Here is a 26,088-nt window from a genome sequence, read left to right on the forward strand (position 1 = left end):
TTTACAAATTATTTATAATAGAATTTTGAATTTCTTATAATAAAAAAGTAAAGATACCATTTAAAATACTATACTGTCTGAGCTTTAGAAAGTTTATAGCATTTATGGATCTTTACTCTTTTTTATTATATTAGTAAATACTTAATAAAATTATTCTATTTATGAAAACATATAATTTTGATATTAATTATTGAAACATAAAAATTTTTAAATTTTTAACTCTACTACATACCCTTTTTCTCTAGATGCTTTTACATCAATAACTCTTTGATTATCAGATCCTCTATACTTAAGCATAAGATCTCTTCTTTCTAATACAAATCTGCCGTCTATTAAAACATCAACATAGCTTAATATCTCACTTTTTAGGTTGTCTTCTATTATATCTTCATAAGTATATCCTGACCAAAGCCATATATCCTTATCTGTTTCTTGCTTTATTCTATGAAGTAGATTAACAAGGTCTCTGTCTCTTGTTTGATCCATAGGATCTCCACCTAAAATATTAACTCCATGTATATTTTCATTTTTTACATACTCTAAAAATTTATCTTCTATTTCCTTAGTCCACTTATTTCCATAATTAAAATCTTGTTGTTCTTTATTAAAGCACCCTTTACAATTATTTGTACAACCTGATACAAATAAAGTTGTTCTTACATTAGGTCCATTAGTTACATCATATTCACGTATTTGTGCATAATTCATATCCTACACCTCTTGTTTTTATAAATGAAGCACCCTATCGCCTATTTCTGCAGTTCTTCCCTTATTCCAGAAGTTTGTTCCTATATAACCACAAGTTCTTCTCATAACTTGCATATCACCTTCATCTCTGTTACCACAAGAAGGACAATACCAATTTAGATCCTCATCTAATTGAATTTCTCCTGTAAATCCACAAGCATAACATATATCAGGTTTTGTATTTATTTCGGCATATTGGATGTTATTATATATGAATTTAATTATCTCTTCTACCGCTTCTAAATTTTTACTCATATCTGGTACTTCTATATATGAAATACAGCCACCAAGACTAATAGAATGAAATTGTGATTCAAACTTTAACTTACTAAATGCATCAATCTTTTCTCTAACATCTACATGATATGAGTTTGTGTAATATAACTTATCTGTTACATTTTCTATCTCACCAAATCTTTGTCTATCAATCTTACAAAATCTATATATTAAATTTTCTGCAGGAGTTCCATACAAACTAAATCCAAGTCCTGTTTCTTCTTTCCACCTATCACAAGCTTCTTTCATATGATTCATTACAGCTAATGCAAATTTTTCTCCTTCTTCTGTTGTATGACTAACACCTAGCATACCTTGAACCATTTCATATATACCAACATATCCAAGTGACAATGTTGAATATCCATTTTTAAGTAACTCATCTATCTTTTCACCTTTTTTTAACCTAGCAATAGCACCGTGTTGCCAATGGATAGGTGAAACATCTGATGTAGTTCCAAGTAACATATTATGTCTTACAAGTAATGCTTCTTTGCATAATTCTAATCTTTGATCTAACATCTCCCAGAACATATCCATATCTTTATCTGCAATTATAGCTATCTGAGGCAAATTAATACTTATAACACCTTGATTAAATCTTCCATACCATTTATAATTTCCATTTTTATCTTTGTAAGGACTTAAATGGCTTCTACAACCCATTGGTGGAAATGTATTTCCTTCATAATTTTGTCGCATTATTTTAGCTGATTGATAGTCAGGAACTAACCTCTTTGCAGTACATTTTGCAGCTAATTTAGTTATATAATCATATTTGCCTCCTTCAAGACAATTATTTTCATCTAATAAATATACTAGTTTAGGGAATGCTTCTCCTATTTCTTGACCTTTATAATTTTTCATTCCTTCTAATCTCTGCTTTATCATTTCTTCACATATTAAAGCCATCTCTTTTTCATATTCATGACCTTCTTCTATTTCTAGATATATTGTTCCAAAAGGTGATTGACCATTAGTTGTTTGAAGAGTTGATAATTGATATCTTATAGTTTGTACTCCATCTTTTAAATCCTTCATTTCTAAATCAGTAGCTAATTCTTTTGCTAATTCTTCATTTTTATACTTTTCCAAATAGAACTTGTAAAATTTATTGTAAGTTACTCTTAAATATTTTGCTAAATGTTTTATTGTAATACTCTGTCCACCGTATTGGTTACTTGCAACTTGTGCCATTATTTGAGTTGCAACAGTACAAGCAGTACCAAATGACTTAGGTGTTTCAACTAATTTATCATTTATTACTGTTCCATTGTCTAACATATCTTCTAAATTAATTAAACAACAATTAAATATCGGTTGAACTGTATAATCCATATCATGCCAATGAAGTATTCCTTCATCATGCGCTTGAACTATATGTGCAGGTATAAGTCTTCTTCTTGATATATCTTTTGATACTTCTCCAGCAATTAAATCCCTTTGAGTTGCTGCAATTATTGAATTTTTATTAGAATTTTCTCTTAAAACATCTTCATTAGTTTTACTTATTAGACCTATAATACTATCATCTGTAGTATTAATATTTCTTTTAAATGATTGAACTGCTCTATATCCTTCATAAGCTTTTGCAGTAACAGATTGACCATAATGAACTAATCTTTCATATACATAACTTTCAATCATATAAATAGTAGCTGTTTCTTCTAATTGTCTAAAATATTTTTCTGCATCACTTGCTATAAGTTTTGCTATATCAGGAAGATATATTCCACTACCATATCTCATTGCCTTTTCTACAGCATCTTTTATTTTTGATTTATCAAATTCTACTACACTTCCATCTCTTTTTATTACTTCCATAAGTTCTCCCTTCTTAATTGCCTAATACAAAAGCTAACTTTGTAACTCTTAGTTTATTTCTAACATTTTCATCTACTATAAATCAGATTCAAAAACTTATTTTTGAATTCTATTTTGGCAATCTAATTGTTTTTTTAACATCTTTTCTACACAAATATATCTTAAATTTCTTATAATCATATACTTTCTTAGATGTTAAAACTCATAAGCAATCTCTTTTATTTATTTTTATAATATATTCTTTAGGAAACAACAAAAACACAATATATAGTTTTTGCACCAAACAATTATACAACATATATAGTTTCATTAAAAGTATTTTTTAAAGTATTTTTTCTACTTTTTATTTTTTTAATTAACAATTTTGTTACACATTCTACATAATGCCTTCATATATTTCTACTATAATAAACATGTAATAAATATTAATGATTTGATTTTCCAAATTTTTTATTTGGTTATTCACACTACTATTCTCTTGAATAGAAGGTTCAACATTATGTTGAATATTTTCCCTTATTTAACGTCATCAACCCCTATAAGATGACAGACTAAAAAGTATTACATCCCCTGTAATACTTTTTTTTACTCTATATGAAATTATACAAAATTTAAGACTTTAATAGTCGCATTGAATTTTTTTATAAATACATATATGCAATTTATATTTACATACTGAAAAAAACAATTTTTATTTTTAGGAGAATGCTTATGGTTAATAGTAAATTTAATAAAGATTTTGATTATAATTCAAATAAAATAGTTAGTAAATGTATGCTAGTTACTTTACTTATTCTTTCATTTGTATTTTTACTAAATACTTTTAATTTTTTCAAAATAGATAAAAATATTGCCTTAATAAGTTTTCTATTTTCTATATTATTTTTAATTATTCCAACTGTTGTTGTTGATATATTAAACAGAACAGATTGGTGGGTTAAATACTTAAATATTTCTCTAAGTTGTATAGCCATTGGAGTATACTATTCATTACTTACATATTATACAGTACTTCTATTTATTTTCCCTTTACTATTAGCTAATTTATTTTTCAACAAAAAATTAAATAACTTTACAATAATTTTTTCAGTAATTTCATTTACCATTGGACATATTGTATCTTATTATTTAAATATATCTTATCACTTAAATATTAACCCTTATGTCAGTGGTAAATCTTTAAGCTATGTAATAGTCTTTGGATTACTGCCAAGATTATTTGAATATGCTGCTTTAGCTTATATATGTACAAGTAATTCATCTGCCACTTATAAAATATTAAATAAATTATATGAATCAACCATAGCACATGAAAAAAGGCAAGCTGGTCTTAATAGTATAATAAAAGGTTCAGCCTCTCTATTCACTGCTAGAAATCATACAGAAATCGCTAGTGCTATTATAACTGAAATTAAAGATACTTATTCTATATTAATGGAAGGCACTACCCCTTGTAAATGTTGTGTCGCACTAAAAACTACTAATGATACTTTTTATAGAATTGATGAAAAATATAAACCTTCCATTGTTAATAATGATGGGTTATATGTCTATGATTCCTTAAATAAAAACTATAAGTTTAATTTATTTAATTCCACTAGTTCTATAACATACGAGGATAATATAATAATAAAATATTATGATCAAAACATTTTAATTGCTTACATAATAATAGAAAATAAAATAGATACTAATAATGAAACAATTACAAGCATATTTAACACTTTATATAGCAATATATTATTAGGAATAAAAAATGCAAATTTATCTCAAGAAATATTCCAAACACAAGAAGAGATTATATTCTCATTAGCAGAAATATCTGAATCGAAATCTGCTGAAACAGGCATGCATATAAAGAGAGTTTATGAATACACAAGAGTAATGGCAAAAGCTATAGGATGTAGTAAACGTGACGAAGATAACTTTGCCCTTGCTTCAATGATGCATGACATTGGTAAACTATTAATTCCACCAGAAATACTTGAAAAACCAGGTAAATTAACAAAAGAAGAATTTGAAGTTATAAAAACTCATGTAACTATAGGATATGATCTTCTAAAAAATTCACCAGGTACAGTAATGAACTTAGCCAAAAACATAGCTCTTATGCATCATGAAAGATGGGATGGAAAAGGATATTTAGGAATGAAAGGTGAAGAAATTGATTATTATGCACGAATAGTTGCTGTAATAGATGTTTTTGATGCATTAGTTAGTGATAGATGTTATAAAAAAGCATGGACCCCTACCGAGGCATATAACGAAATAGTTTCTCAAAGTGGTAAACAATTTGATCCTAATGTAGTTGAGTTATTTAAAGCTAATTTTACCAATCTTGTTGCTATACTACAAAAATATCCTGATAAAAAAAGCATAGATTCTAATATCTCTTTTAACAAATAAAAAAATCAAAGCAAATAATTTACTGTGATTTCATATTAGGCAAAAAAATTAAGCTAGCATTTAAAATGTTGTACTGTTTATGCTTTAGTAAGTTTACAACATTTAGCTAGCTTAATTTTTTATTATAGCCTAATTAAATAACTTGTATGAGCTGGCACCTTTAATATTAAATTATCCTCTTCTATGTCATAATCTAATTTATTTTCAAACTCATCTTTGTCTCCAATTGTTAAATCAATTCCAAATATCTTATAAGGAATATTTATCTTTCTCTCTTCTTCATCTGTTGAAAATACTGTTATAAATACTTGTTTATCTGTAAATCTTGCAAATGAAATTACATTATTATCATCAGTTAATATCTTCATACCACCATATTTTAATGCTTCACTACTTGTTTTTAAATGACATAATTTAGAATATAGCTTATAATAATCTGTACTCTCTATATCTTTATTCCATGGCATTGTATATCTACACCCTTCCATAGAATCAATTCTTCCATCAATTCCAGCTTCATCACCATAATACATATTAGGTGCACCTATCAAAGTAAATAATGTTATAATTGCTCCTCTATATTCCGAAAAAGATATACTTGAATCATTATGCAATCTACTTATATCATGACTGTCTATTAAATTAAATTGATTTTCTTGTATTACAAATGGTAATTTACCTAAATATCTTTTTAGTCTAGCTGAAAAACCTCTTGCATTTAGTTTAGTGTGTATTCTTCTTAATTCATCTTCTCTTTCAGTCATTCTTTCATGTCCACCTAAAAATTCTCTTATAGGTCTACAAGAGCCAAAATAATTCATAGAAGAATCCCATTCTTTACCTTGTAAAAATTCTGAAGCATCACTCCAATCTTCTCCAATCATATAAGCTTCACTATTTACTTCCTTTATGCTCTTCCTTATTTCTGGCCATATCTCATGATGTAATTGAATTCTATCATTTCTAGCCATAGTATCTGCCACATCAAATCTCCAACCATCTATACAATAAGGTTCTTTTAAATATTTTTTAACTAATGAATTTTCTCCTCTATATATTATTTCTCTAAGTGCATCTGAAGTATAATTAAGAGTAGGTAAAGTTTCCACATTGAACCAAGACTTATAGGAATTGTCATCATTAAAGAAATAATATTTTCTCTCTACTGCATCTTTATTATTATATGCACCTACTGACTTATCAAAAAATATTCCTTCCTTATTAAACCATTTATTAGCAGTTCCTGTATGATTGATTGATGTATCTAACATAAGCTTCATATTGTTATTATGAAGTTCATCCATCAAATCTATAAATCCTTTATCGCCACCAAAATGAGGATCTACAGTAAAGTAATCTAAGCAATCATATTTATGAACAGTTGCAGCATAAAAGATAGGATTCATATATATTGCATTTACTCCAAGCTTCTTTAAATAAGGTATTTTATTTTTTACTCCTATAAGATCTCCTCCATAAAAATCTAGGCAAAAAGCTTCATTATATTCCTTAGGAGCAGCATTCCAATCATCTATATGTTTAGCTGGATGCCCATCAAAATAATATTCTTCGTTTTTAACATCTAAAGATGGATCTCCATCGCAAAATCTTTCCGGAAAAATCTGATAAAAAACTGATTCTCTAACCCAACTTGGTTGGTCATAATCCGTAAGAATCCTAAAATCGTATGTTTCATCAGGTTCATAATCTGTTATCTCTAGTTGATTATAATAATATATCTTATCATCTGTACTTACATAAAAATGATAATGGAACACATCTTCATATACTGTAAATTCTCTACTATAATATGTTAGTCCTGATTTTACATATTCTTTATTCATTTTAAATATCATTTCCACACCATTAAGCTTAGTTTTAATGTAAATACTCCTTACAGGTGAATCTTCGTATACTCTAATGTATATCTTTATTTTTTCTCCTTTTTTAGGTAATGGATTACTCACAAAATATTTTGATCCATCAGTATATAAACTCTCTAACCATTTCTCCATTTCATCTTCCTCCATAAAACATATATATACTAAAAATATTTTTATAATAATACTTGATTATTAATAACTAATTGAAATTTTAAATTAAGTTTTTCTGCTGCCTTTCTACATAGCATCATTCTCTCTAAAAATATCTCAAAATAATCCATAACAGCTGATATTTCTGTATCTATATCTATTGTTAATATTATACTCTTCTTATCTTCTGATATATTAGTAGAAGACTTCTTAACAGCATAGTTAACTCTATCATGTATATCAAATGTAGCAAAATCTCTATTTCTTACTCTACTTCTTCTAACATCTGTTTTATCAGCTAGAATTAAAGCTGCTGCTACTGCATTTACAGCTACTGCAGTACCCTCATCATGATTACCTATAGCAGATACTATTGTAGCTATTTCCTCTGGTTCAGCCCCTAATCTATCTAATATTCTAAATGCCATTATAGCTCCACTTTGTGCATGGTCTGTTCTATTAACCATATTACCTATATCATGAAGATATCCTGCTATCTCTGCTAATTCACATTCATGCTTAGAATATCCTAAAGTAGTCAATATTTCTCTTGCTTTCATTGCAACAGATGTTACATGAGCAAAGCTATGCTCTGTATACCCTAATGCTCCTAATGATTCATCAGCCTTTCTTATATATGTGTTTATTGCTTCATCGTTTTTTATGTCTGTAAAAGATATCATACTGCATCCTCCTTTGTTTTATGTCTACCTTTATTTTACCACACAACTATATACAAAAAAATTGAATAAATTAAAATATAATAGCATTAGTTCAGTAACCTATTGTTCCATATTATTTATACTAATCTTTAATTCTTCATGGTTATATCATTCTATATCTACCTATAATTCTAACCATAACAATAATGGTTACTTCCACTAATCTTATTATATTTTAATTATTTAAGTGTTATGTTTTTTAATATATCTATATTTTTAATAAGTATCTTATGTATTATACATTTCTACATAAACAATTATTGACTATATTTTTTTGATTACTTATCTTTTAAGTTAATTAATATCAAATTATTGCTTTAAGTAAATTAATATTACTATAATGAAAAATCCAATGTTATTTGATGGTGCTAATATTATGATTTTTTAATTAGTATCAATATTATTGCTTTGAATAAATATTGATAATTAAAATATAATAGCATTAGTTCAGTAACCTATTGTTCCATATTATTTATACTAATCTTTAATTCTTCATGGTTATATTATTCTATATCTACCTATAAGTCTAACCTTAACAATAATGGTTACTTCCACTAATCTTATTATATTTTAATTATTTAAGCGTTATGGTGATTTTTAATATATCTATATTATTAACAAGTATCTTAAGTCTTCAGTAATTCTTACTAAAAAAATTATTGAACATATTTTTTTGATTACTTATTTTTCAGTTATTAATATCAAATTATTGCTTTAAGTAAATTAATATTATTATAATGAAAAATCCAATGTTATTTGATAATGCTAATATTATGATTTTCTTTTTTAGTATCAATATTATTGCTTTGAATAAATCTTCATAATGAATTTTAGGATTTCTTATTATAAAAAATTAAGGTAGCGTTTAAAATGTTGTACTGTTTGAACTTTAGTGAGTTTACAACATTTAGCTACCTTAATTTTTTTATATTTAGAAATCCTTAATGAAATTATGCTATTTATGAAAACATATAATATTGATACTAATTACCAAAAAACATAATATTAATCACATACAAATAACATTGGATTTTATAACATATTATATTATTTACTTAAACATATAATTTTGTTATTAATTATTATAAAATATAAATTATCTAAAACTATTCTTGTCCTTCTGTTTTTTCACCTTGATTATCACCATTATCTTTATTTGTATTTTCAGTTGAATAATCATAATAACATATTACAGGATATCCTGCATTTATTGTATCAAATATAGTTTGTGCTGCTTGAATTGGTAAGTTAACACAACCGTGAGATCCTCCATTTAAGTATATATTTCCACCAAATTCTGATCTCCATGTAGCATCATGCATACCTATATTATTATTAAATGGCATCCAATACGAAACAGGAGTCTCATATCCTTCGCCTCTAAGAGTAGCATCTTTTTCTTTATATTTTATATAATATACTCCATCTGGTGTTTTACAACTTGGATCATTAGCTGTTCCAGAAACAACATCTGTATCAAATATACATGAACCATCTTTGTATAACCAAAGATGCTGAGAAGCTAAATTTATTTCAACATATGAATTTCCATAATCTGCTCCTGTTTCTGAAGCAGCCTGTTGGGAAAATGTTGGTTTTAGTTCCACTGTTTGTCCATTTTTAACATTGTTTATAATCTCTTCTATTACTGAACTTTTATTAACTATCCAACCATAATCACCTGTTGATATATTAACTGTATTTCCTTCGCTAGTTTTAAAACTTCTAGTTGAGCCATATGTATTAAACATTCCTGCTAATTTATCAACATAAATTCTTACTTTATCTGGATTTATACTTATATTATAATCTTCATCTATATCTATCCATGTGTTAATGGTATTTTTATCAACAGTATCACTTTTTCCTGCAAAACTATAAGTAATTTTAGCCTTCATATAAGAATTTAAAGTTTCCTGTGCTTTTTTTAAATCTTTTGAATTACTATTATGCTTTGGAGCTTCATAACACTTAGAAGCTTCAAGATCAACCTTTTCATTACCGCTTAAAATACTCTTTTTTATTGTTTTTTCAAATTTCTCTTTTGATAAAGTATTACCTAACTCTTCTTTCTTTATAACATATCCAGAATTTTCATATGATAAATAAGCACTCTTTGGAGCAACAATATCTTCTCCACTTATGCATTCAAGATTATTTATTACTTCAGATAATTTTTCTTCATTATATGTTAAATCATTAGAAATCTTATATTCTGAATCCTTAAACAATCCTTTTATCCATGCAAATGAACTTTGATTTTTCTCTATATTTTTTACTTCATCTGTATCTAATAACTCAAGATCAATATCTTCTGCTGAAATTTTTTCACTTTTACCTCCTCTCTCTTCTATTTCTAGTGAATAATTTTTTATCTTCTCTTTTATCATCTTATTCACTTCACTAACTGTTTTTCCGCTTGCTTCCACTCCGTTTATAATTGTTCCAGGGTTAAATTTATTATTATAGAATATTGACACCCCACAATAAACCCCTACAAGCACAATAGCTATAGCAACTGGTATGCTTATTTTCTTATTTTTTAAAATCTTATTAATTATAGAATTATTATTACTTGTATTCATCAATACTCCTTTCTAGTATCTTAAAAGCATTCCTTATCATTATACTTTTTTTTATTATTTTTTGCTATATTTTTGTATCATATATAAAAATTATTAATATTTTTTTAATGTTTATTTATTAACATCCATAAATTTTATAATGTTATATATTGTTTTATTATTACTTACGTCAATATTATACTTTTCTCCTATTCTTATTACACTACCATTTAAAGAATCAATTTCTGTTTTTATGCCTTTTTCCATATCTTGAAGTGTAGATGCTCTATGATTATATGTTGAAGGAATCAAGTTCTCATAAAAATCTTTTTTATATTCCTCTTCATCTTTATAAAAGCTAGTATATCCAGCTATATTCATCACTTCAAATATTTCATGAATTATCTTATTCATAATATCCTTTGAATAATCACTTTCTGACAATTTTCCATAATTAACTTTAAATATTGCACCTAATGGATTAAGAGCGCAATTATATAACATCTTCGACCATAATGCTTTACTTACATCATTACTTGCTACAGTTTCCAATCCACCTTCATTTATAACATTTGCTAACTCTTTAACCTTACTAACATCTAATCCATAAAGAGAACCTATCATTAATGGTGCTGCATGTACAGTAATCTTGCTTCTATTTCTTGCTGTTCGCTCAAAACCAGTAATTACCCTAGCTGAGTAAATCATTTCTTTTGGAAAGTACTTTAAATATTCTTCATCATTTCCCCATCCATTTTGCATAATAACTATTATTCCTGAATCTTTTAATATTTCTTTGTTATTATAAATTTCTTTGCTAACTTCTTTATTAACTGTAGTTTTAGTACATATAAGTATATAATCGTATATTCCATCTTGAATATCTTCATATTTTTCATAAACATTAATATCTTCTTTTGCAATATATTTTTCTCCTAATAAGCCTTCTCTAGATATTCCTTGTTCTTTTATGCTTTTATATGTATCTCCATGTGCTAAAAAATCTATGTCCGTATTATCATTTTTCATTATTGTACCTAACGCAATACCTATTGCTCCTGCCCCTACTATTAATACTTTCATTTTTATTCCTCCTACATATCTATCCCATTTCTTGCATATACACCTTTATCAAATGGATGTTTTATCTTCTTTATCTCTGAAACATAATCCGCTAATTCTATAAGCTCATCCTTTGGATCTCTTCCCGTCATTATCACTTCTATGTTAGTAGGTTTATTTTTCAAGAAATTTAATACTTTATTATAATCTATTAATTCTAAATTTATAGTAGACATTATTTCATCAAGAATTAATATATCACATTTTCCGTTATTGCATAATTCAATTATTTTGTCAAATGTTTTATCATTATTTTTTTTAACTTTCTGCAATTCTTCTTTAGATAAATCATAGACAAAACCTCTTAATCCTTCACCTATCTCAACATTACAGTTAGGATACTTTTTCAAAATTTTTATTTCACTACTTTCACCACTTTTTAGGAACTGACAAAATAAAACATTATAATTGCAACTAATTCCTCTTATTGCAATACCAATACTAGCAGTAGTTTTCCCTTTTCCATCTCCGCAATATATGTGGATTAATCCTAAATCTTTTTTCATATAATTTTCACCTACTTACATTATGTCTCAAATAATAGTATAGCACAATTAAATTTAACATTTAATCTTATATTTACACTAATTTTTAGCCATTATGATAAAGAACCTCAAAGCAAGTTTTGAGGTTCTGTCATAGCACTATTTTTTAAGATAAATATATATCTTAAACTTTTCTATTATTTATGAAACAATTTGTAATCCAATAATATATTAAGATTTTTTAAACAAAGATTTAACTTTAATTCATTATTGTGGAAATTAACAAAAACCATGATATACTATAGTTGTAAACGAAATAATTTAATAATATAACTGATTTGTAAATAACTTAACGTCTTTTCACATTTGTTAATTATTTTTTCCATTAAGTATTATATTTTGTTGTTTTTTAGTCCCAGAGTTTGATAAAAATTCCTTAAACAATCAGTTATATTATTATTTTTATTTCTCTAAACAATCACATATATCTATAATTACATCAATAGCTTCATTTCTAATATTACTAGCGTTCATATTTTTATGATTTCTAATTTTATTTATCCATTCTCTATTGATATTACTTGATACTTTATTCCACTTATTTATTTTTTCTTTTTTAATTAAATATTTTGAGTTTATATTATAAAACTTAATTAATTCTAAAATGTTTAACTCTTCTACTGAAACTTCTTCATTATCTTTATCTATATACTTAATATCCTCCAACTCATTCTTTATAATATTATATTGAGCTCCAGAACCTAATAATCTCTTAATTCCTTTTAAATAACATAAACTTAAAAATGATAATTCATATTCTCTATCTAAATTAGCATTGTATGTAGCTTCTCCATTATAAAAATAACTATATTTTTCACTTTCCCGACTAGGAATGCTTCTTGTTGCATATTTTACTATAGAATCTATATACAAAAATATTTTTTCTCCTTCTTCTCCCATTTTGCTTTTTATTTCTTTTTTGAATGAAAGCATATTTTTATTTATTTTCATTTTATTATTAATAGTTATTTTTTTATACAATACCTCATAGAACTTGTTAACAGCATCATAATCTCTTATATTATTATATTCTCTTACAACAGTATCTTTATAGTGTGCATAAGGATTAAGTAATAATGGAATTACTGGATAATCAATAAACTTAAATACATATAATTTTGTTTCTTCTGGATTCTTTACTTTATTAATAGAATCATATAAGTCATCACTTCTTTGTAATATATAATCTTTAAATCCTTCTGGTAAACGATCTATTAAATCCCATACTTCAAATAGGACTATATCTTCTGAGTCTTCTTTATAATAATAATTATACTTATTATTTATAATTGATATAATCTCAAGGTAATTTGTTATGAAGTAATTATTATCATATTCTTGTACCTTTATTATACATTCATTACACCCATCTATATTTCTCTCATGATAATTCTTTGTAAATAAACATATATTATATACATACTTTTTATCATTATTATCTAGTTTTGTCTTTTTATTGCTATTTAAACACTCTGTCAATTCCTCTATTGACATAACTTCTTCATTACTAGATACATCGTCATTATTTTCTATATATCCTGAATATATTATTCCTGTCATTCCAACACAAAACAGAAAATGTTCTTCTTTTGTATAGTATTTGTCAAATCCATTTTTTATATATTCTTTTATATTATCCTTATCTAGCACAGAATATAACATTTCTCTTACACAATTATCTATATAATTTAAAATTCTATCTATAGATGATTTTTTAATTTCTTCTTCATCATGTAATTTTTTTATTCTAATATATTTTTCATGTACACTTTCTTTAATTTTATTAGACATATATTCCCCTCCTTATTTTATTAGTTCTTTATATTTATAATACTATTTGTATTTTTTCTATCCCATAGATTATTTTTTAATATTTAGTAAAAATACTTTTCTAAAATATTAAATGTCATTAACAATATTTGTTCATTGCAAATATTGTTGTATAAAAAATGCTAACTAAGTATAAACTATATTTAATTAGTAATTTATTAAAGGAAGTGTTAATCATGATTACTCATTTAAGATATAGGATACTCCCCTTACTCATAATGTTTTTTTCATTTTCTCTTATATCCTGTAGTTCTACCAATCATAACTTTATAAAGGAATCTATAAGTATAACTTCTATTGATCCATCACTAGAAACAGAACTTGTTACTCTAAAGGAATTTGAATTCTATATTCCAACTTCATGGTGCAAACTATCTTATGAATCAGATACTTCTGCTACCTATGCCCCTATAGATAGAAATTCAGACACAAATTCTTCCAATGTCAATGTAACAATAAAAAAAGATACTTCAAATATAAATTTAAACGATATTATAGAGAACTTAGAAGAAAGTGTTATCTCTAATATCCTTAATACAATTCCTTCAGCTAAAGATTTTGTATATGATGTTTACACAAGCTCATTAGGAGATGTATTAGTTATTGACTATAACTATATAGATGACAACACTTCATTATCTATAAATGCTACTCAGTTTTTACTATTATATAATAATTTCAGCATTGCAATTACAAGTTCAGATATTGGTGACAAAGTAGTGCCGTCACCAGATGTTGTAGCTAAAAACATATTAGATACATTAAAGCTCCATTAATAACAATATACAAATACTATGTTTAATAAGATTTAAATTTTATATACTTTACTAGACATTAAAAAAGGTCATTAAGATAAAATATCTTAATGACCTCATATATTCTTCTATCTAGGTATACGTATCTCATTACAACTGTCTTTTAGTCCAAAATAATTACATATCTTAAGCCAATCTTCTTTTGAATAATCATCTCTCTTGAGATTTAAGCTTGAAGAAAAGGATATATTTTTAATTTCCATAAAACCACCCCATTTAACCGTTTACATATATTTTAAACTATTTACTCTTTTATTACAACTCTATTAACACAAATGCAACACTTTTATAATATTCTTATAACATTATTTTTATAAATGTATTAAACATTTAGTTAATGGAGAAACTATTATAGTTAAATTATATATAGAAAGGATTGTTCTTATGTATTCATTTATTGTTAACTTAATACTTGTAGTATCTTTATTTTTACCTACTAATATATTAACTCCACTTAACAGTATTCCAACTATATCTCAATCAACTATATATGATTTGTCTACTTCTAGTTCCACTGAAGAAGATATAGATATTTCTAGCGAGATTGATGCTATTTTAAGCAATAAACGCTATCTGCTAGATGAAGATAAACAACTAGCCCAAGATATATCTAAGAGATATAATCAAACAAAAATAATATTTGATAATGATAAAAAAGAACTTATGAGGTTAAAAGATATTATTATAAAAGAAAAATTAGGAGATGATTACGAAGAATTCATTGCAATTACAAAAAAGAATAATAATTCTATAAATGAAGAAGAAAAACAAAAACTTGAAATATTTAGAGCAAAATTAAAACTGTAATTTCTTATAAATAAAAAAATAATAAAGATCCCGTAAAAAATACTATATTGTCTGAACTTTAGTGAGTTCATAGCATTTAAGGATCTTTACTTATTTTTTTATTTACTTCATATGGGCAATTCCCATATTAACATCATACAAATCTTTATTTCTTTTTAGGAATTTAATATACACTCTTCCTTCTCCTTCTAGATCTCTATTAAAACTTTCATCTACTCCTATTAAAGTTTTCTTAAAATCAACATCAAAATTCAATATTGCTTGCTCTTCATTTATCTTTTCAATGGTACAATCATAATTTCCTTTCATAAATCTAATAGTTATTTTATAAGCTTTACCTTCTTTATTATGTTTAATCTCAAAATATTCAAATAAAACTTTAGGAATTAACACTGTACCATTTTTTATAGAATTTTCATCCATTATCTTTATAACAGCTTCTTTGTTTGAAGTAAGTTTCCAACTATGATCTACTTTAACATGCTGTTTTTTTTCTTTGGAACTCTTATTAAACAATCCCATATTACATATCTCCTTTTTTCTTTGTATATTTACTTATCGAAAAAAAGAAATTATTATTTAGTAATTGATTTTATCTTTTTTAAGAATATCAGTTTATTTTTATATTCTATTATCTATTCCAATATAAGGCTTTCTATTTGCTACATTCATATATGCAGGTCTTATTATTTTGTCTACATTTATTAATTCTTCTATTCTATGAGCAGACCATCCAACAATTCTTGCTATAGCAAATATAGGTGTATATAGTTCCATAGGTAAATCTAACATACTATATACAAAACCACTATAAAAATCAATGTTTGCACTTACTCCTTTATATGTCTTTCTTTTACTTTGAATAACTTCAGGTGCAAGTTTTTCTACTAATGCATATAAATTATATTCTTCTTCTCTTCCTTTTTCTTTTGATAATTTTTCAACGAATCCTTTAAATATATTTGCTCTAGGATCAGATATCGAATATACTGCATGCCCCATTCCATATATTAAACCTTTTTTATCAAAAGCTTCTTTACGAAGCAATGCTTGCAAATATTCTTTTACTTCTTCTTCATTTGTCCAATCAGATATTTTTTCTTTCATATCATTAAACATTTGAACAACCTTTATATTAGCTCCTCCATGTTTAGGTCCTTTTAAGGATCCTAATGCAGCAGCTATTGCTGAATAAGTATCTGTTCCTGATGAAGAAACAACATGAGTTGTAAATGTAGAATTATTTCCACCACCATGCTCTGCATGAAGTACTAAGGCTAAATCTAATATCTTCGCCTCTAATTTACTATATTTACTATCTGCTCTAAGCATATATAATATATTCTCAGCTGTTGATAATTCTGGTTTTGGTGTATGGATAATTAAACTTTCCCCTTTAAAATAATGATTATAGGTATTATATCCATAAACCGCAAGTTGTGGAAATACTGCTATTAGTTGAATACATTGTCTTATAACATTTTCTACAGACGTATCATTTGCCTTATCATCATATGCATATAATGTTAATACACTTCTTGCTAATGCATTCATCATATCAAAACTTGGTGCTTTCATAATTACATCTCTAACAAATGATGTAGGTAATGTTCTGTATTCTGCTAATAGATCACAAAAATCTATTAATTCCTCTTCCTTTGGTAATTCACCGAAAAGCAATAAATATATAATTTCTTCAAATCCAAATCTATCTTCTTCTATAAATCCATTAACTAAATCATAAATATTATATCCTCTATAATATAATTGCCCATCTATAGATACAACCTTACCATCTCTTTCTTCTTGTGATTGAATCTCAGAGATTTCTGTAAGCCCTGTTAAAACACCTTTTCCATTTACATCTCTAAGTCCTCTTTTAACTTCGTATTTATTATATAAACTTGTATCTATACAATTATTCTTTAAACATATATCTTTTAATTCTCCAACCTTATCATCTAAAGCAATATTTCTATTATATAATAGTTTTTCCATTTAACTTTATTCGCCTCCCCATATAAATCACTTTATAGATTATTATTACTATAATATCATATTATGCCATATAAGCAAATATATATGTTTTCTCATATAATAATTTTCTCTAACAAATCTTCTATAGTAACAATTATTCATAACATTTCTATCAATAAACTTAATTCAAATTTATAAAAAAAGAACGCATTATGATGCGTCCTTTTTTTATCAGTATTTTTTATAAATCAATTGTATTCATAACTCTTTGGACTCTACACTCTTCTGCTTTTATGATATTATCTATTTGTAAAAGAGCCTCTTCTACTGAAGTATTCATTACTCCATAATTATACTTACATATTTCTTGAATTCCTTTATATGCAGAATTAAATTTTCTAAGTAAATTTTCGGGAGTATCCTTTCTACTCTCTAATATATTCTTTTTCATATCTTCTATAGAATTTGGTAAAATGAATATAAGTATTGCATCCTTATAACTTTCTTTTATTTTAAGTGCACCTCTTGGATCTACCTCCACTATTGCATTCTTTCCTTCTTTAATTCTCTTTAAAAGAGCATGCTTTGGTGTTCCATAATATTCACCATATACTTCTCCCCATTCTAGAAATATACCTTGTTCAACTTTTTTGAAGAAATCTTGATTAGTTACATAATGAAAATCAATTCCTTCTTCTTCTCCTTCTTTTATATCTCTAGTTGTATATGACACAGGCATATACCAATCTTTATGTTCATTTAAAAATGCTTCTATTATCTTGTCTTTACCTGCACCTGTAGGCCCAGATATAATTAAAAGCAAACCTTCATTATTCATGTAAAATCACCCCATCAATTTGCATTTATTCTATTATACCAATAATTTATCTATTTTTACAACTATTGTTTTTACATGTAGCCAGCTGATTTAATATAATTTCATATAGAGTAAAAGAACAAAAAACTGAAATTGCTTCTATAATACTATATATTCTGCTAAATGATAAATAGTATTTTGCAATTTCAGTTCTTTATACAGATTAACTTTTTTATAAAGTATAACTATAACCTTATGCTTGTGCTTTATTCTCTATATATCCTAATGCTTGTAATAATGTTGCTATATTCTTAGGAGTACCGCTACCTTGTCTTCCACCATAAACAATATTTACAACCTTTAATTCATCTTGTAATGCTTTTATTATTACCTTACAGAATTTTTCTATGTCTAGATCTACCCAATAAACCTTTTCTTTAAATGATTTCTCAACTTTGTATTTATCATAGAATTCCATTATTAACAAACCATTATCTAATGTATTAAATTCAATACCATCTTCAAAAACATCTCTATCTTCAATGCCTTCTTGATACTTAAATGGTGCTACTAATCTTACTCTTTTATCTACAATATCATATATAGCTCTTACTGTATTAACAAAAGATGCATCAAAACGTTCAGGTTGCTTTAGTACATCATAAAATGCTGTATGTAAAAATGCGTCATTACTAAATGTAATCCACTTATCACCATCATTTAATAGCACTCCATAAACACCTAATACAAAATAATCCTTTACCATAGATATTAACTGTTTCACTTCTATCTTTACAACCATTTCTTTGTCAGTATCATCTACAGATTTTATTCTTCTTGCTGCTTTACAAGCTAATTCATAATCTGAAAATAATCTCAAATAATATTTTTCATCTTTATTTGCTTTTGCTATATGTGGTTGAAATTGTCCTTTCTTCCACATATCCATAGGTGTTTCTGCTGCTGCTATTAAATATAATTCGCCTGAGTTCATTATATCTGCAAATAATTTTCTACAAGCAGCGACTCTTTCCTCAGGTTTATTTAACTGATTAATTTCATCTATTCTTTTATCATATTCTGTTAAATTCATATTGTTATTTTCTCCCATATCAATCATTCCATTTCCTTACATACTAGTTTATATCACAATGATAATCTTTACATAATACAGTATACCATATTTTTTAACAATTTCTATAAAAAAATTAAAATATTAAAATATAATGCATTTGCTTAAGTTATTTTTTATATAATTTACTCTAAAAAACAAAAAAACTATTGTCTGTAATTTCAAACAATAGTTTTTCTTTATATACTTTAACTAATTATTTAAATATTGATAGACTCTTTAATCTTTCGCATGCTTCTAAGATATTTTCTCTATCACCAAAGCAACTAAATCTAAATTGTCCTTCTCCATTTTCTCCAAATCCTGCACCTGGAGTACCTACTATACTAGCTTCTTCTAATAAGTAATCAAAAAATTCCCATGACTTCATATTATTAGGACATGTAAGCCATACATATGGTGAATTAACAGCTCCAACATACTTAACATTTAATTCTGTTAATGTATTAGCTATAATGTTAGCATTTTCTTTATAGTAATCTATAACTTCTTTTGTTCTCTTTCTACCTTCTGGAGTAAATACACCTGCAGCTGCCTTTTGTATAACATAAGGAACTCCATTATATTTAGTAGTTTGTCTTCTTAACCATAATTTATTTAATACTACATCATTTACTTTTAATGCAAATGGTAATACAGTGTATCCACATCTCATACCTGTAAATCCTGCTGTTTTAGATAATGAACATACTTCAATAGCACATTCTTTTGCTCCTTCTATTTCATATATACTATGAGGAACATCTTCATCACTTATAAATGCTTCATATGCTGCATCAAATAAAATTATAGCTCCTATTTCTTTTGCATATTCTACCCATTTCTTTAATTGATCTCTATTATATGCAGCTCCTGTTGGGTTATTTGGAGAACATAAATATATTAAATCAGCCTTTACACTATAATCAGGCATTGCAAGGAAATTATTTTCTGGAGTTGAATCCATGAATATTATTTCTCTTCCATCCATTATATTAGTATCTACATATACTGGATATACTGGGTCTGGAATTAATACCTTATTGTCCTTTGAAAATATGTCTAACATATTTCCCAAATCACTTTTGGCACCATCTGATACAAATATTTCATCTGCTTCTAATTCTACGTTATGTTCTGCATAGTATTTCTTTAATTCTTCTTTTAAAAATGCATAACCTTGTTCAGGGCCATATCCTTTAAAAGTTTCTTTTTTAGACATATCAACAACTGCTGATTTTAAAGAATCAATAACAGGTTCTGTTAGTGGTAATGTAACATCCCCAATTCCTAGCGAGATAACCTTTTTATCAGGATTATTAGCCTTATATTCATTTACTTTCTTAGCAATAGTAGAAAATAAATAGCTTTCTTTTAAATTAAGATAATTTTCGTTAATTTTAACCATTAGTTTTATTCCCCCTTCGATGCGTGTACAAGACCAACAAATAATGGATGTGGTCTATTTGGTCTTGATAAGAATTCAGGATGGTATTGTACCCCTACGAAGAAATTATTTTCTTTTATTTCTACAGCTTCTACTAATCTACCATCTGGTGAAATTCCACTTAAATCCATACCATTTTCCAAGTACATTTCTCTATATTTATTATTGAATTCGAATCTATGTCTATGTCTTTCACTTATTAATTCTTTTCCATATAATTCGAATAATTTACTATCTTTCTTAACGTGACAAGGATATGCTCCTAATCTCATAGTTCCACCTAAATCTTCTATATCCACTTGATCACTCATTATATCAATAACAGGATTTTCTGTAATATCATCAAATTCTCTTGAATTTGCATCTTTTAATCCTAATACATTTCTAGCAAATTCCATAACTGCAACTTGCATTCCCAAACATATTCCTAGGAATGGAAGATTATTTTCTCTACAATATCTAACTGCTTCAATCTTACCTTCTACTCCTCTATTACCAAAACCACCTGGTACTACTATTCCTTTGCAATCTTTTAATTTATCTGCAACATTATCTCTAGTAATTTCTTCACTATCAATCCATAATATATTAATATTAACTCCTTCTGCATATCCAGCATGTCTTAAGCTCTCTGCAACTGATATATATGCATCATGAAGTTTAACATATTTACCTACTATAGCTATATTCACAGTTTCATTATTGATAGCTTCTTTTATCTTTTGAACTAAAGCAGTCCATTCTGTAATATCACATGTAGTGCCTTTTATTCCTAATTCTCTACATACAATTTCTGAGAAATTGCTCTTTTCTAACATTAAAGGTGCTTCATATAGATTTTCAACTGTTGAATTTTCTATAACACAATCTTCTTTTACATTACAGAAAAGACTTATCTTTCTCTTAATTGATTCTCCTAATGGAATATCACATCTACATATTATTATGTCTGGTTTAATTCCTAAACCTTGTAATTCCTTAACACTATGTTGTGTTGGTTTAGATTTTAATTCTTCTGATCCTGCTATATATGGAACTAAAGTAACATGTATAAATAAACAATTTTCTTCTCCTACTTCTAAAGAAACTTGTCTTATAGCTTCTAAGAAAGGTTGTGATTCTATATCTCCTACAGTTCCACCTATTTCAGTTATTATTATATCACTATCTGTTATTTTTCCAAGCTTGTAAACTTGATTTTTTATCTCATTAGTAATATGAGGTATAACTTGAACTGTTTCTCCTAAATATTCTCCTCTTCTTTCCTTATTTAAAACATTCCAATATACTTTTCCTGTTGTAATATTTGAAAACTTATTTAAGCTTTCATCTATAAATCTTTCATAATGTCCTAAATCTAGATCTGTTTCTGCTCCATCATCTGTTACGAAAACTTCTCCATGTTGATAAGGACTCATTGTTCCTGGATCAATATTTATGTATGGATCAAACTTTTGTGCTGCAACCTTTAATCCTCTACTTTTTAATAATCTTCCTAATGATGCTGCTGTTATTCCTTTTCCTAATCCTGAAACTACTCCACCTGTAACAAAAATATACTTCTTATTCATCTTCTATCCTTCCTTCAAACACAAACTCTGCTGGTCCTGTCATAAAGACTAAATCCTCTGCAGTATAATTTATCTTTAGGTCTCCACCTAATAATCTAATTGTTATATCTTGATCTTTCTTGCAATAATTATTTAAAACAGATGCTACTGTAACTGCACATGCACCAGTTCCACAAGCATAGGTTTCCCCACTTCCTCTTTCCCATACTCTCATCTTTATTGTTTTATCATCAATTATTTCAACAAATTCTGTATTAATTCTCTGTGGAAATATTGAAGCATTCTCAAATTTAGGACCAATTTCTTCTAATTTAAGATCATCAATATTATCCATGTAAACTATACAATGAGGATTTCCCATTGAAACACAAGTTATATTATATTCATTATTATCGATTTTTACAACTTCATTTATAATAATTTCTTTATTTATATCTACTGGTATTTTTTTTGGATCTAAAATTGGCTTACCCATATTAACCTTAACCTCAGTCACAATGCCATTTTGCACATTAAGCTCAAGATATTTTATTCCCGCTAATGTTTCTAAAGAAATTTTAGTCTTATCTGTAAGTCCTTTTTCATACACATACTTACCTATACATCTTGTAGCATTACCACACATTTCACCTTCAGATCCATCTGCATTAAACATTCTCATTCTAAAGTCTGCAACTTCTGATGACATAATCATAATTATTCCGTCTCCACCAACACCGAAATGTCTGTCACTAAGTTTAATTGCAACTTCACTAGGATTTTTTAATTCTTTTTCAAGACAATTAAAATATATATAATCATTGCCTATTCCTTGCATCTTTGTAAATTCCATAACTCTACACCTCGAAAAATTTTATTATCTTGTCTGCTACTTCTCTACGACTAATTCTTAAATCCATTGCTTGTTTTTCTAAATATCTATGTGCTTGTTCTTCAGTCATCTTATTATATTGAATCAACAAACATTTTGCTCTATCAACTTTTTTTATATCCTCAACTTGTTTTTTTAGATTGTTTCTCTCTTGTTTTAATTTTGAGAATCTTCTTATAGAAGTCACAACAAATTTTACACTTTGATAAAAGATAGATTTAGTAAAAGGCTTTGGAACTACAAATACTCCATACTCTTCTACTTTGGCACTAATCATATCTGCATCAATAGATTTAACCATCAATATAATGCCGGTGTTACCTTTATCCGCTAACTTAATAGCTAAATCAGTACCTGTTTCATCCTTCAACGGAGTATCTATTATAACCATATCAAAATTATCATTTATTAATCGTCTTCTGGCAGCAGAGCCATTATTCTCAACATCAATATTAATATATCCCATAGCTTTTAAATTATCCGTATAAACTTTAACGCCTTTTTCGGAGCTACATACTATTAATATTTTATCCATTCATAATCGCCCCCACTAGATTATATTTTAGTACTTATAAAAATAATTTTCCTTTTCCCAATTACTTATTCCTTTATCAGCATCTTCTATAGACTTATATATCTTTAATTCTTCTTCCTTTATTTTAATATATTTATCTATTATGAAATCACCTAAAACCTTTCTTGCAAATGTGCTATTTTTTAGTTTTTCCATAGCATCTTCAAATGTAAGTGGTAAATGCTTATCACCTTCATCATATAAAAATGCATTATGTGTTATAGGTTTTCCTAATTTCTTTTCTTGTTCTATTCCTTCTACCCCTGCTCTTATAAGTAACATGAAAGCTAAATATGGATTACATAAACAATCTGCACTTCTAAGTTCCATTCGAGCACATTCACCACCTGATGCAGGTATTCTTATTATTGTTGATCTATTTTTATGAGACCAACCTATAGATGTTGGTGCTTCATGATTTCCTAATCTTCTATAAGAATTTACACTAGGGTTAAGTATTGCAGTTATCTCCTCTATTCTATCTAATATACCTGCAATAAAACTTTCTGCATCTTTAGAGTGCCCACTATCTACTTTAAATATATTCTTTTCTCCTTTGTATAAGGATAAATTAATGTGAAAGCCCGAACCACTTTTATCTAATAGCGGTTTTGGCACAAATGTAGCATATAATCCATTTAAACTAGCAATTGATCTTACTACTGATTTTAGTGTTATAAAATTATCTGCTGACTCTACTGGATTGTCGAATCTAAAATCTATTTCATTCTGTCCTGGTCCAGATTCATGATGAGAGCTTTCAGGAGTAAATCCCATCTCTTCTAATGTAAGACAAATTTCTCTTCTTATATTTTCACCCTTATCAAAAGGTGCAACTGCAAAATAACCTGCATTATCTTGAGGTTCTAATAATGGATTTGCTTCATCATCTGTTTTAAATAAATAAAACTCAGATTCAGGACCAACTTTAACTGTATAATCGTAAGCTTGCAACTCTTCTACAGTTTTTCTTAATCTATTTCTGCAATCCCCTTCAAAAACCTCTCCATTTGGTTTCTTAACAGTGCAGAAAAATCTAGCTACTCTTCCTTCTTGTGGTCTCCAAGGCAGTATTGTTATTGTTGATGGATCTGGAACCAAAAAAAGATCTGAATTATCAACCTCTACAAAACCTCTTACTGATGATCCATCAAAACTTATTCCTCTAGTAAATGCCCTTTCTAATTCTGAAGATAATATTGAAATATTCTTTAATTCTCCAAATAAGTCGCAAAATTGCAATTTTATAAATTTAATGTCGTTTTCTTCTACGAATGACAATATATCTGATATTGTTTGATCCATTACTTTTAGCCTCCCTATACAAAAATCATATCATCTTAACCTAATTAAAATCCCCAAAAATTATTAAATTAATACTTATTAGTAAATATGTATTAATTTAATGCTATATAATAATATTTACTATAAAATAAAGAAAAAAAGTGCATCATCTCAAAAAATTACGCACCCAAATTCTATAGTCCATATTAAAATTTACACCTCTTAATTTTATTAACTAATTAGTTCTTTGTCAAGAATAAAAGTTACTACACAGCGGTAAAGATTAAATTTATTTATATTGAATAAATTTCTCATAATCTCGCCTTTAAATTGTCTGAAAATTTTGAAAATTTATCTTTGCTTGTTTTTTAAAAAACGATAAACTAGAGCTACTTAAAGCTTTCTAAAAATTTTTATTAATTATTTTCTTAATAGGTCTTTTATTTTATCACCTCCTTTGGTAAAATTTATATCAGAGTAAGCATATTTTTGTACGCTTATCTATGTGGGTTATATCTTCAGTTGTTAGTGGGTCTCGTCGAAAAGATTCTAACAATCTTGAAGATATTTCTTTTATCCCCAATTTTAACTTCTTAATAGCTTCGCTACCGTTTTCTAAGAGTTGTCTTATTATATCTGCTATTTGCACTAATAAATAATGATTTTTCATAGCATTATTATCTAGTGAACAAGCATGTGTAATATCATATCTAATATTTTTCTGATTATTAAAACCTTCATTTTC

The 26,088-nt window shown here is 26.7% G+C and carries 21 protein-coding genes and 1 pseudogene; 3 read left to right on the forward strand and 19 right to left on the reverse strand.

Annotated elements, in window-relative coordinates; translation table 11 throughout:
- Positions 1 to 207: 207 nt before the first annotated feature.
- The gene (gene nrdG, locus KQI77_RS05490; RefSeq protein WP_216389230.1) at positions 208 to 708 is read right to left on the reverse strand and encodes an anaerobic ribonucleoside-triphosphate reductase activating protein; all 501 of its coding nucleotides are present in this window, start codon (positions 706 to 708) and stop codon (positions 208 to 210) included.
- Between the two features lie 18 nt (positions 709 to 726).
- On the reverse strand, positions 727 to 2,847 hold the full coding sequence (gene nrdD, locus KQI77_RS05495; RefSeq protein ID WP_216389232.1) for an anaerobic ribonucleoside-triphosphate reductase: 2,121 nt from the start codon (positions 2,845 to 2,847) through the stop codon (positions 727 to 729).
- Between the two features lie 711 nt (positions 2,848 to 3,558).
- On the opposite strand from nrdD, the gene KQI77_RS05500 reads away from it, so the two are divergent.
- The gene (locus tag KQI77_RS05500; protein WP_216389235.1) at positions 3,559 to 5,253 is read left to right on the forward strand and encodes an HD domain-containing phosphohydrolase; all 1,695 of its coding nucleotides are present in this window, start codon (positions 3,559 to 3,561) and stop codon (positions 5,251 to 5,253) included.
- Positions 5,254 to 5,375: 122 nt separating this feature from the next.
- Here the strand turns inward: KQI77_RS05500 and KQI77_RS05505 are convergent, their stop codons facing one another.
- From KQI77_RS05505 to KQI77_RS05530, 6 genes are all read right to left on the reverse strand, one after another.
- Positions 5,376 to 7,268 (reverse strand): alpha-amylase family glycosyl hydrolase, encoded by a 1,893-nt coding sequence (locus tag KQI77_RS05505; RefSeq protein WP_216389237.1) that lies wholly within the window; start codon positions 7,266 to 7,268, stop codon positions 5,376 to 5,378.
- 41 nt (positions 7,269 to 7,309) lie between these two features.
- A complete protein-coding gene (locus KQI77_RS05510; RefSeq protein ID WP_216389239.1) occupies positions 7,310 to 7,969 on the reverse strand; it encodes an HD domain-containing protein in 660 nt (219 codons plus the stop codon).
- 1,145 nt (positions 7,970 to 9,114) lie between these two features.
- On the reverse strand, positions 9,115 to 10,593 hold the full coding sequence (locus KQI77_RS05515) for a L,D-transpeptidase family protein (protein ID WP_216389241.1): 1,479 nt from the start codon (positions 10,591 to 10,593) through the stop codon (positions 9,115 to 9,117).
- A 111-nt stretch (positions 10,594 to 10,704) separates the two neighbouring features.
- Positions 10,705 to 11,655: a ketopantoate reductase family protein gene (locus KQI77_RS05520; protein ID WP_216389243.1), complete on the reverse strand. Its 951-nt coding sequence runs from the start codon at positions 11,653 to 11,655 to the stop codon at positions 10,705 to 10,707.
- A gap of 11 nt (positions 11,656 to 11,666) precedes the next feature.
- Positions 11,667 to 12,200, reverse strand: a complete 534-nt coding sequence (locus KQI77_RS05525) for a cob(I)yrinic acid a,c-diamide adenosyltransferase (RefSeq protein WP_216389245.1) — start codon at positions 12,198 to 12,200, stop codon at positions 11,667 to 11,669.
- A 441-nt stretch (positions 12,201 to 12,641) separates the two neighbouring features.
- Positions 12,642 to 14,030: a hypothetical protein gene (locus tag KQI77_RS05530; protein ID WP_216389247.1), complete on the reverse strand. Its 1,389-nt coding sequence runs from the start codon at positions 14,028 to 14,030 to the stop codon at positions 12,642 to 12,644.
- Positions 14,031 to 14,245: 215 nt separating this feature from the next.
- Here KQI77_RS05530 and KQI77_RS05535 point away from each other — a divergent pair, with 215 nt between their 5' ends.
- Positions 14,246 to 14,845 carry a hypothetical protein gene (locus KQI77_RS05535; protein WP_216389249.1) on the forward strand — a complete coding sequence of 200 codons (600 nt, stop codon included), beginning with the start codon at positions 14,246 to 14,248 and terminating at the stop codon, positions 14,843 to 14,845.
- Positions 14,846 to 14,952: 107 nt separating this feature from the next.
- On the opposite strand, the gene KQI77_RS13175 is transcribed toward KQI77_RS05535, so the two are convergent.
- The gene (locus KQI77_RS13175; RefSeq protein WP_301281676.1) at positions 14,953 to 15,087 is read right to left on the reverse strand and encodes a hypothetical protein; all 135 of its coding nucleotides are present in this window, start codon (positions 15,085 to 15,087) and stop codon (positions 14,953 to 14,955) included.
- Positions 15,088 to 15,268: 181 nt separating this feature from the next.
- On the opposite strand from KQI77_RS13175, the gene KQI77_RS05540 reads away from it, so the two are divergent.
- Complete coding sequence (locus KQI77_RS05540; RefSeq protein ID WP_216389251.1) at positions 15,269 to 15,691, forward strand: hypothetical protein; 423 nt, start codon at positions 15,269 to 15,271, stop codon at positions 15,689 to 15,691.
- Positions 15,692 to 15,793: 102 nt separating this feature from the next.
- On the opposite strand, the gene KQI77_RS05545 is transcribed toward KQI77_RS05540, so the two are convergent.
- The 10 genes and pseudogenes from KQI77_RS05545 to KQI77_RS05590 form a co-directional block, all read right to left on the reverse strand.
- A complete protein-coding gene (locus KQI77_RS05545; protein ID WP_216389253.1) occupies positions 15,794 to 16,213 on the reverse strand; it encodes a hypothetical protein in 420 nt (139 codons plus the stop codon).
- Between the two features lie 99 nt (positions 16,214 to 16,312).
- Positions 16,313 to 17,689, reverse strand: a complete 1,377-nt coding sequence (locus tag KQI77_RS05550; protein WP_216389255.1) for a citrate/2-methylcitrate synthase — start codon at positions 17,687 to 17,689, stop codon at positions 16,313 to 16,315.
- Between the two features lie 220 nt (positions 17,690 to 17,909).
- Complete coding sequence (gene gmk / locus KQI77_RS05555) at positions 17,910 to 18,506, reverse strand: guanylate kinase (protein ID WP_216389257.1); 597 nt, start codon at positions 18,504 to 18,506, stop codon at positions 17,910 to 17,912.
- 232 nt (positions 18,507 to 18,738) lie between these two features.
- On the reverse strand, positions 18,739 to 19,578 hold the full coding sequence (locus tag KQI77_RS05560; RefSeq protein WP_216389259.1) for a hypothetical protein: 840 nt from the start codon (positions 19,576 to 19,578) through the stop codon (positions 18,739 to 18,741).
- Between the two features lie 235 nt (positions 19,579 to 19,813).
- Positions 19,814 to 21,004, reverse strand: a complete 1,191-nt coding sequence (locus KQI77_RS05565) for an LL-diaminopimelate aminotransferase (RefSeq protein ID WP_216389266.1) — start codon at positions 21,002 to 21,004, stop codon at positions 19,814 to 19,816.
- 5 nt (positions 21,005 to 21,009) lie between these two features.
- A complete protein-coding gene (locus KQI77_RS05570) occupies positions 21,010 to 22,614 on the reverse strand; it encodes a CTP synthase (RefSeq protein ID WP_216389268.1) in 1,605 nt (534 codons plus the stop codon).
- Positions 22,607 to 23,446: a diaminopimelate epimerase gene (gene dapF, locus KQI77_RS05575; protein ID WP_216389275.1), complete on the reverse strand. Its 840-nt coding sequence runs from the start codon at positions 23,444 to 23,446 to the stop codon at positions 22,607 to 22,609. The genes KQI77_RS05570 and dapF overlap by 8 nt, the downstream gene beginning before the upstream one ends.
- A gap of 4 nt (positions 23,447 to 23,450) precedes the next feature.
- Positions 23,451 to 24,020: an ANTAR domain-containing response regulator gene (locus tag KQI77_RS05580; RefSeq protein WP_216389276.1), complete on the reverse strand. Its 570-nt coding sequence runs from the start codon at positions 24,018 to 24,020 to the stop codon at positions 23,451 to 23,453.
- Positions 24,021 to 24,047: 27 nt separating this feature from the next.
- Positions 24,048 to 25,364 carry a glutamine synthetase family protein gene (locus KQI77_RS05585; protein ID WP_216389278.1) on the reverse strand — a complete coding sequence of 439 codons (1,317 nt, stop codon included), beginning with the start codon at positions 25,362 to 25,364 and terminating at the stop codon, positions 24,048 to 24,050.
- Positions 25,365 to 25,815: 451 nt separating this feature from the next.
- A pseudogene (locus KQI77_RS05590) lies at positions 25,816 to 26,088 on the reverse strand (transposase); the annotation flags it as partial.

This window comes from Clostridium sp. MSJ-8, from assembly GCF_018918325.1.
GTDB lineage: Bacteria > Bacillota > Clostridia > Clostridiales > Clostridiaceae > Clostridium.

Coding starts and splice junctions, on each gene's coding strand:
- nrdG (WP_216389230.1), bottom strand. CDS start 708: ATGAATTATGCACAAATACGTGAATATGATGTAACTAATGGACCTAAT.
- nrdD (WP_216389232.1), bottom strand. CDS start 2,847: ATGGAAGTAATAAAAAGAGATGGAAGTGTAGTAGAATTTGATAAATCA.
- KQI77_RS05500 (WP_216389235.1), top strand. CDS start 3,559: ATGGTTAATAGTAAATTTAATAAAGATTTTGATTATAATTCAAATAAA.
- KQI77_RS05505 (WP_216389237.1), bottom strand. CDS start 7,268: ATGGAGAAATGGTTAGAGAGTTTATATACTGATGGATCAAAATATTTT.
- KQI77_RS05510 (WP_216389239.1), bottom strand. CDS start 7,969: ATGATATCTTTTACAGACATAAAAAACGATGAAGCAATAAACACATAT.
- KQI77_RS05515 (WP_216389241.1), bottom strand. CDS start 10,593: ATGAATACAAGTAATAATAATTCTATAATTAATAAGATTTTAAAAAAT.
- KQI77_RS05520 (WP_216389243.1), bottom strand. CDS start 11,655: ATGAAAGTATTAATAGTAGGGGCAGGAGCAATAGGTATTGCGTTAGGT.
- KQI77_RS05525 (WP_216389245.1), bottom strand. CDS start 12,200: ATGAAAAAAGATTTAGGATTAATCCACATATATTGCGGAGATGGAAAA.
- KQI77_RS05530 (WP_216389247.1), bottom strand. CDS start 14,030: ATGTCTAATAAAATTAAAGAAAGTGTACATGAAAAATATATTAGAATA.
- KQI77_RS05535 (WP_216389249.1), top strand. CDS start 14,246: ATGATTACTCATTTAAGATATAGGATACTCCCCTTACTCATAATGTTT.
- KQI77_RS13175 (WP_301281676.1), bottom strand. CDS start 15,087: ATGGAAATTAAAAATATATCCTTTTCTTCAAGCTTAAATCTCAAGAGA.
- KQI77_RS05540 (WP_216389251.1), top strand. CDS start 15,269: ATGTATTCATTTATTGTTAACTTAATACTTGTAGTATCTTTATTTTTA.
- KQI77_RS05545 (WP_216389253.1), bottom strand. CDS start 16,213: ATGGGATTGTTTAATAAGAGTTCCAAAGAAAAAAAACAGCATGTTAAA.
- KQI77_RS05550 (WP_216389255.1), bottom strand. CDS start 17,689: ATGGAAAAACTATTATATAATAGAAATATTGCTTTAGATGATAAGGTT.
- gmk (WP_216389257.1), bottom strand. CDS start 18,506: ATGAATAATGAAGGTTTGCTTTTAATTATATCTGGGCCTACAGGTGCA.
- KQI77_RS05560 (WP_216389259.1), bottom strand. CDS start 19,578: ATGAATTTAACAGAATATGATAAAAGAATAGATGAAATTAATCAGTTA.
- KQI77_RS05565 (WP_216389266.1), bottom strand. CDS start 21,004: ATGGTTAAAATTAACGAAAATTATCTTAATTTAAAAGAAAGCTATTTA.
- KQI77_RS05570 (WP_216389268.1), bottom strand. CDS start 22,614: ATGAATAAGAAGTATATTTTTGTTACAGGTGGAGTAGTTTCAGGATTA.
- dapF (WP_216389275.1), bottom strand. CDS start 23,446: ATGGAATTTACAAAGATGCAAGGAATAGGCAATGATTATATATATTTT.
- KQI77_RS05580 (WP_216389276.1), bottom strand. CDS start 24,020: ATGGATAAAATATTAATAGTATGTAGCTCCGAAAAAGGCGTTAAAGTT.
- KQI77_RS05585 (WP_216389278.1), bottom strand. CDS start 25,364: ATGGATCAAACAATATCAGATATATTGTCATTCGTAGAAGAAAACGAC.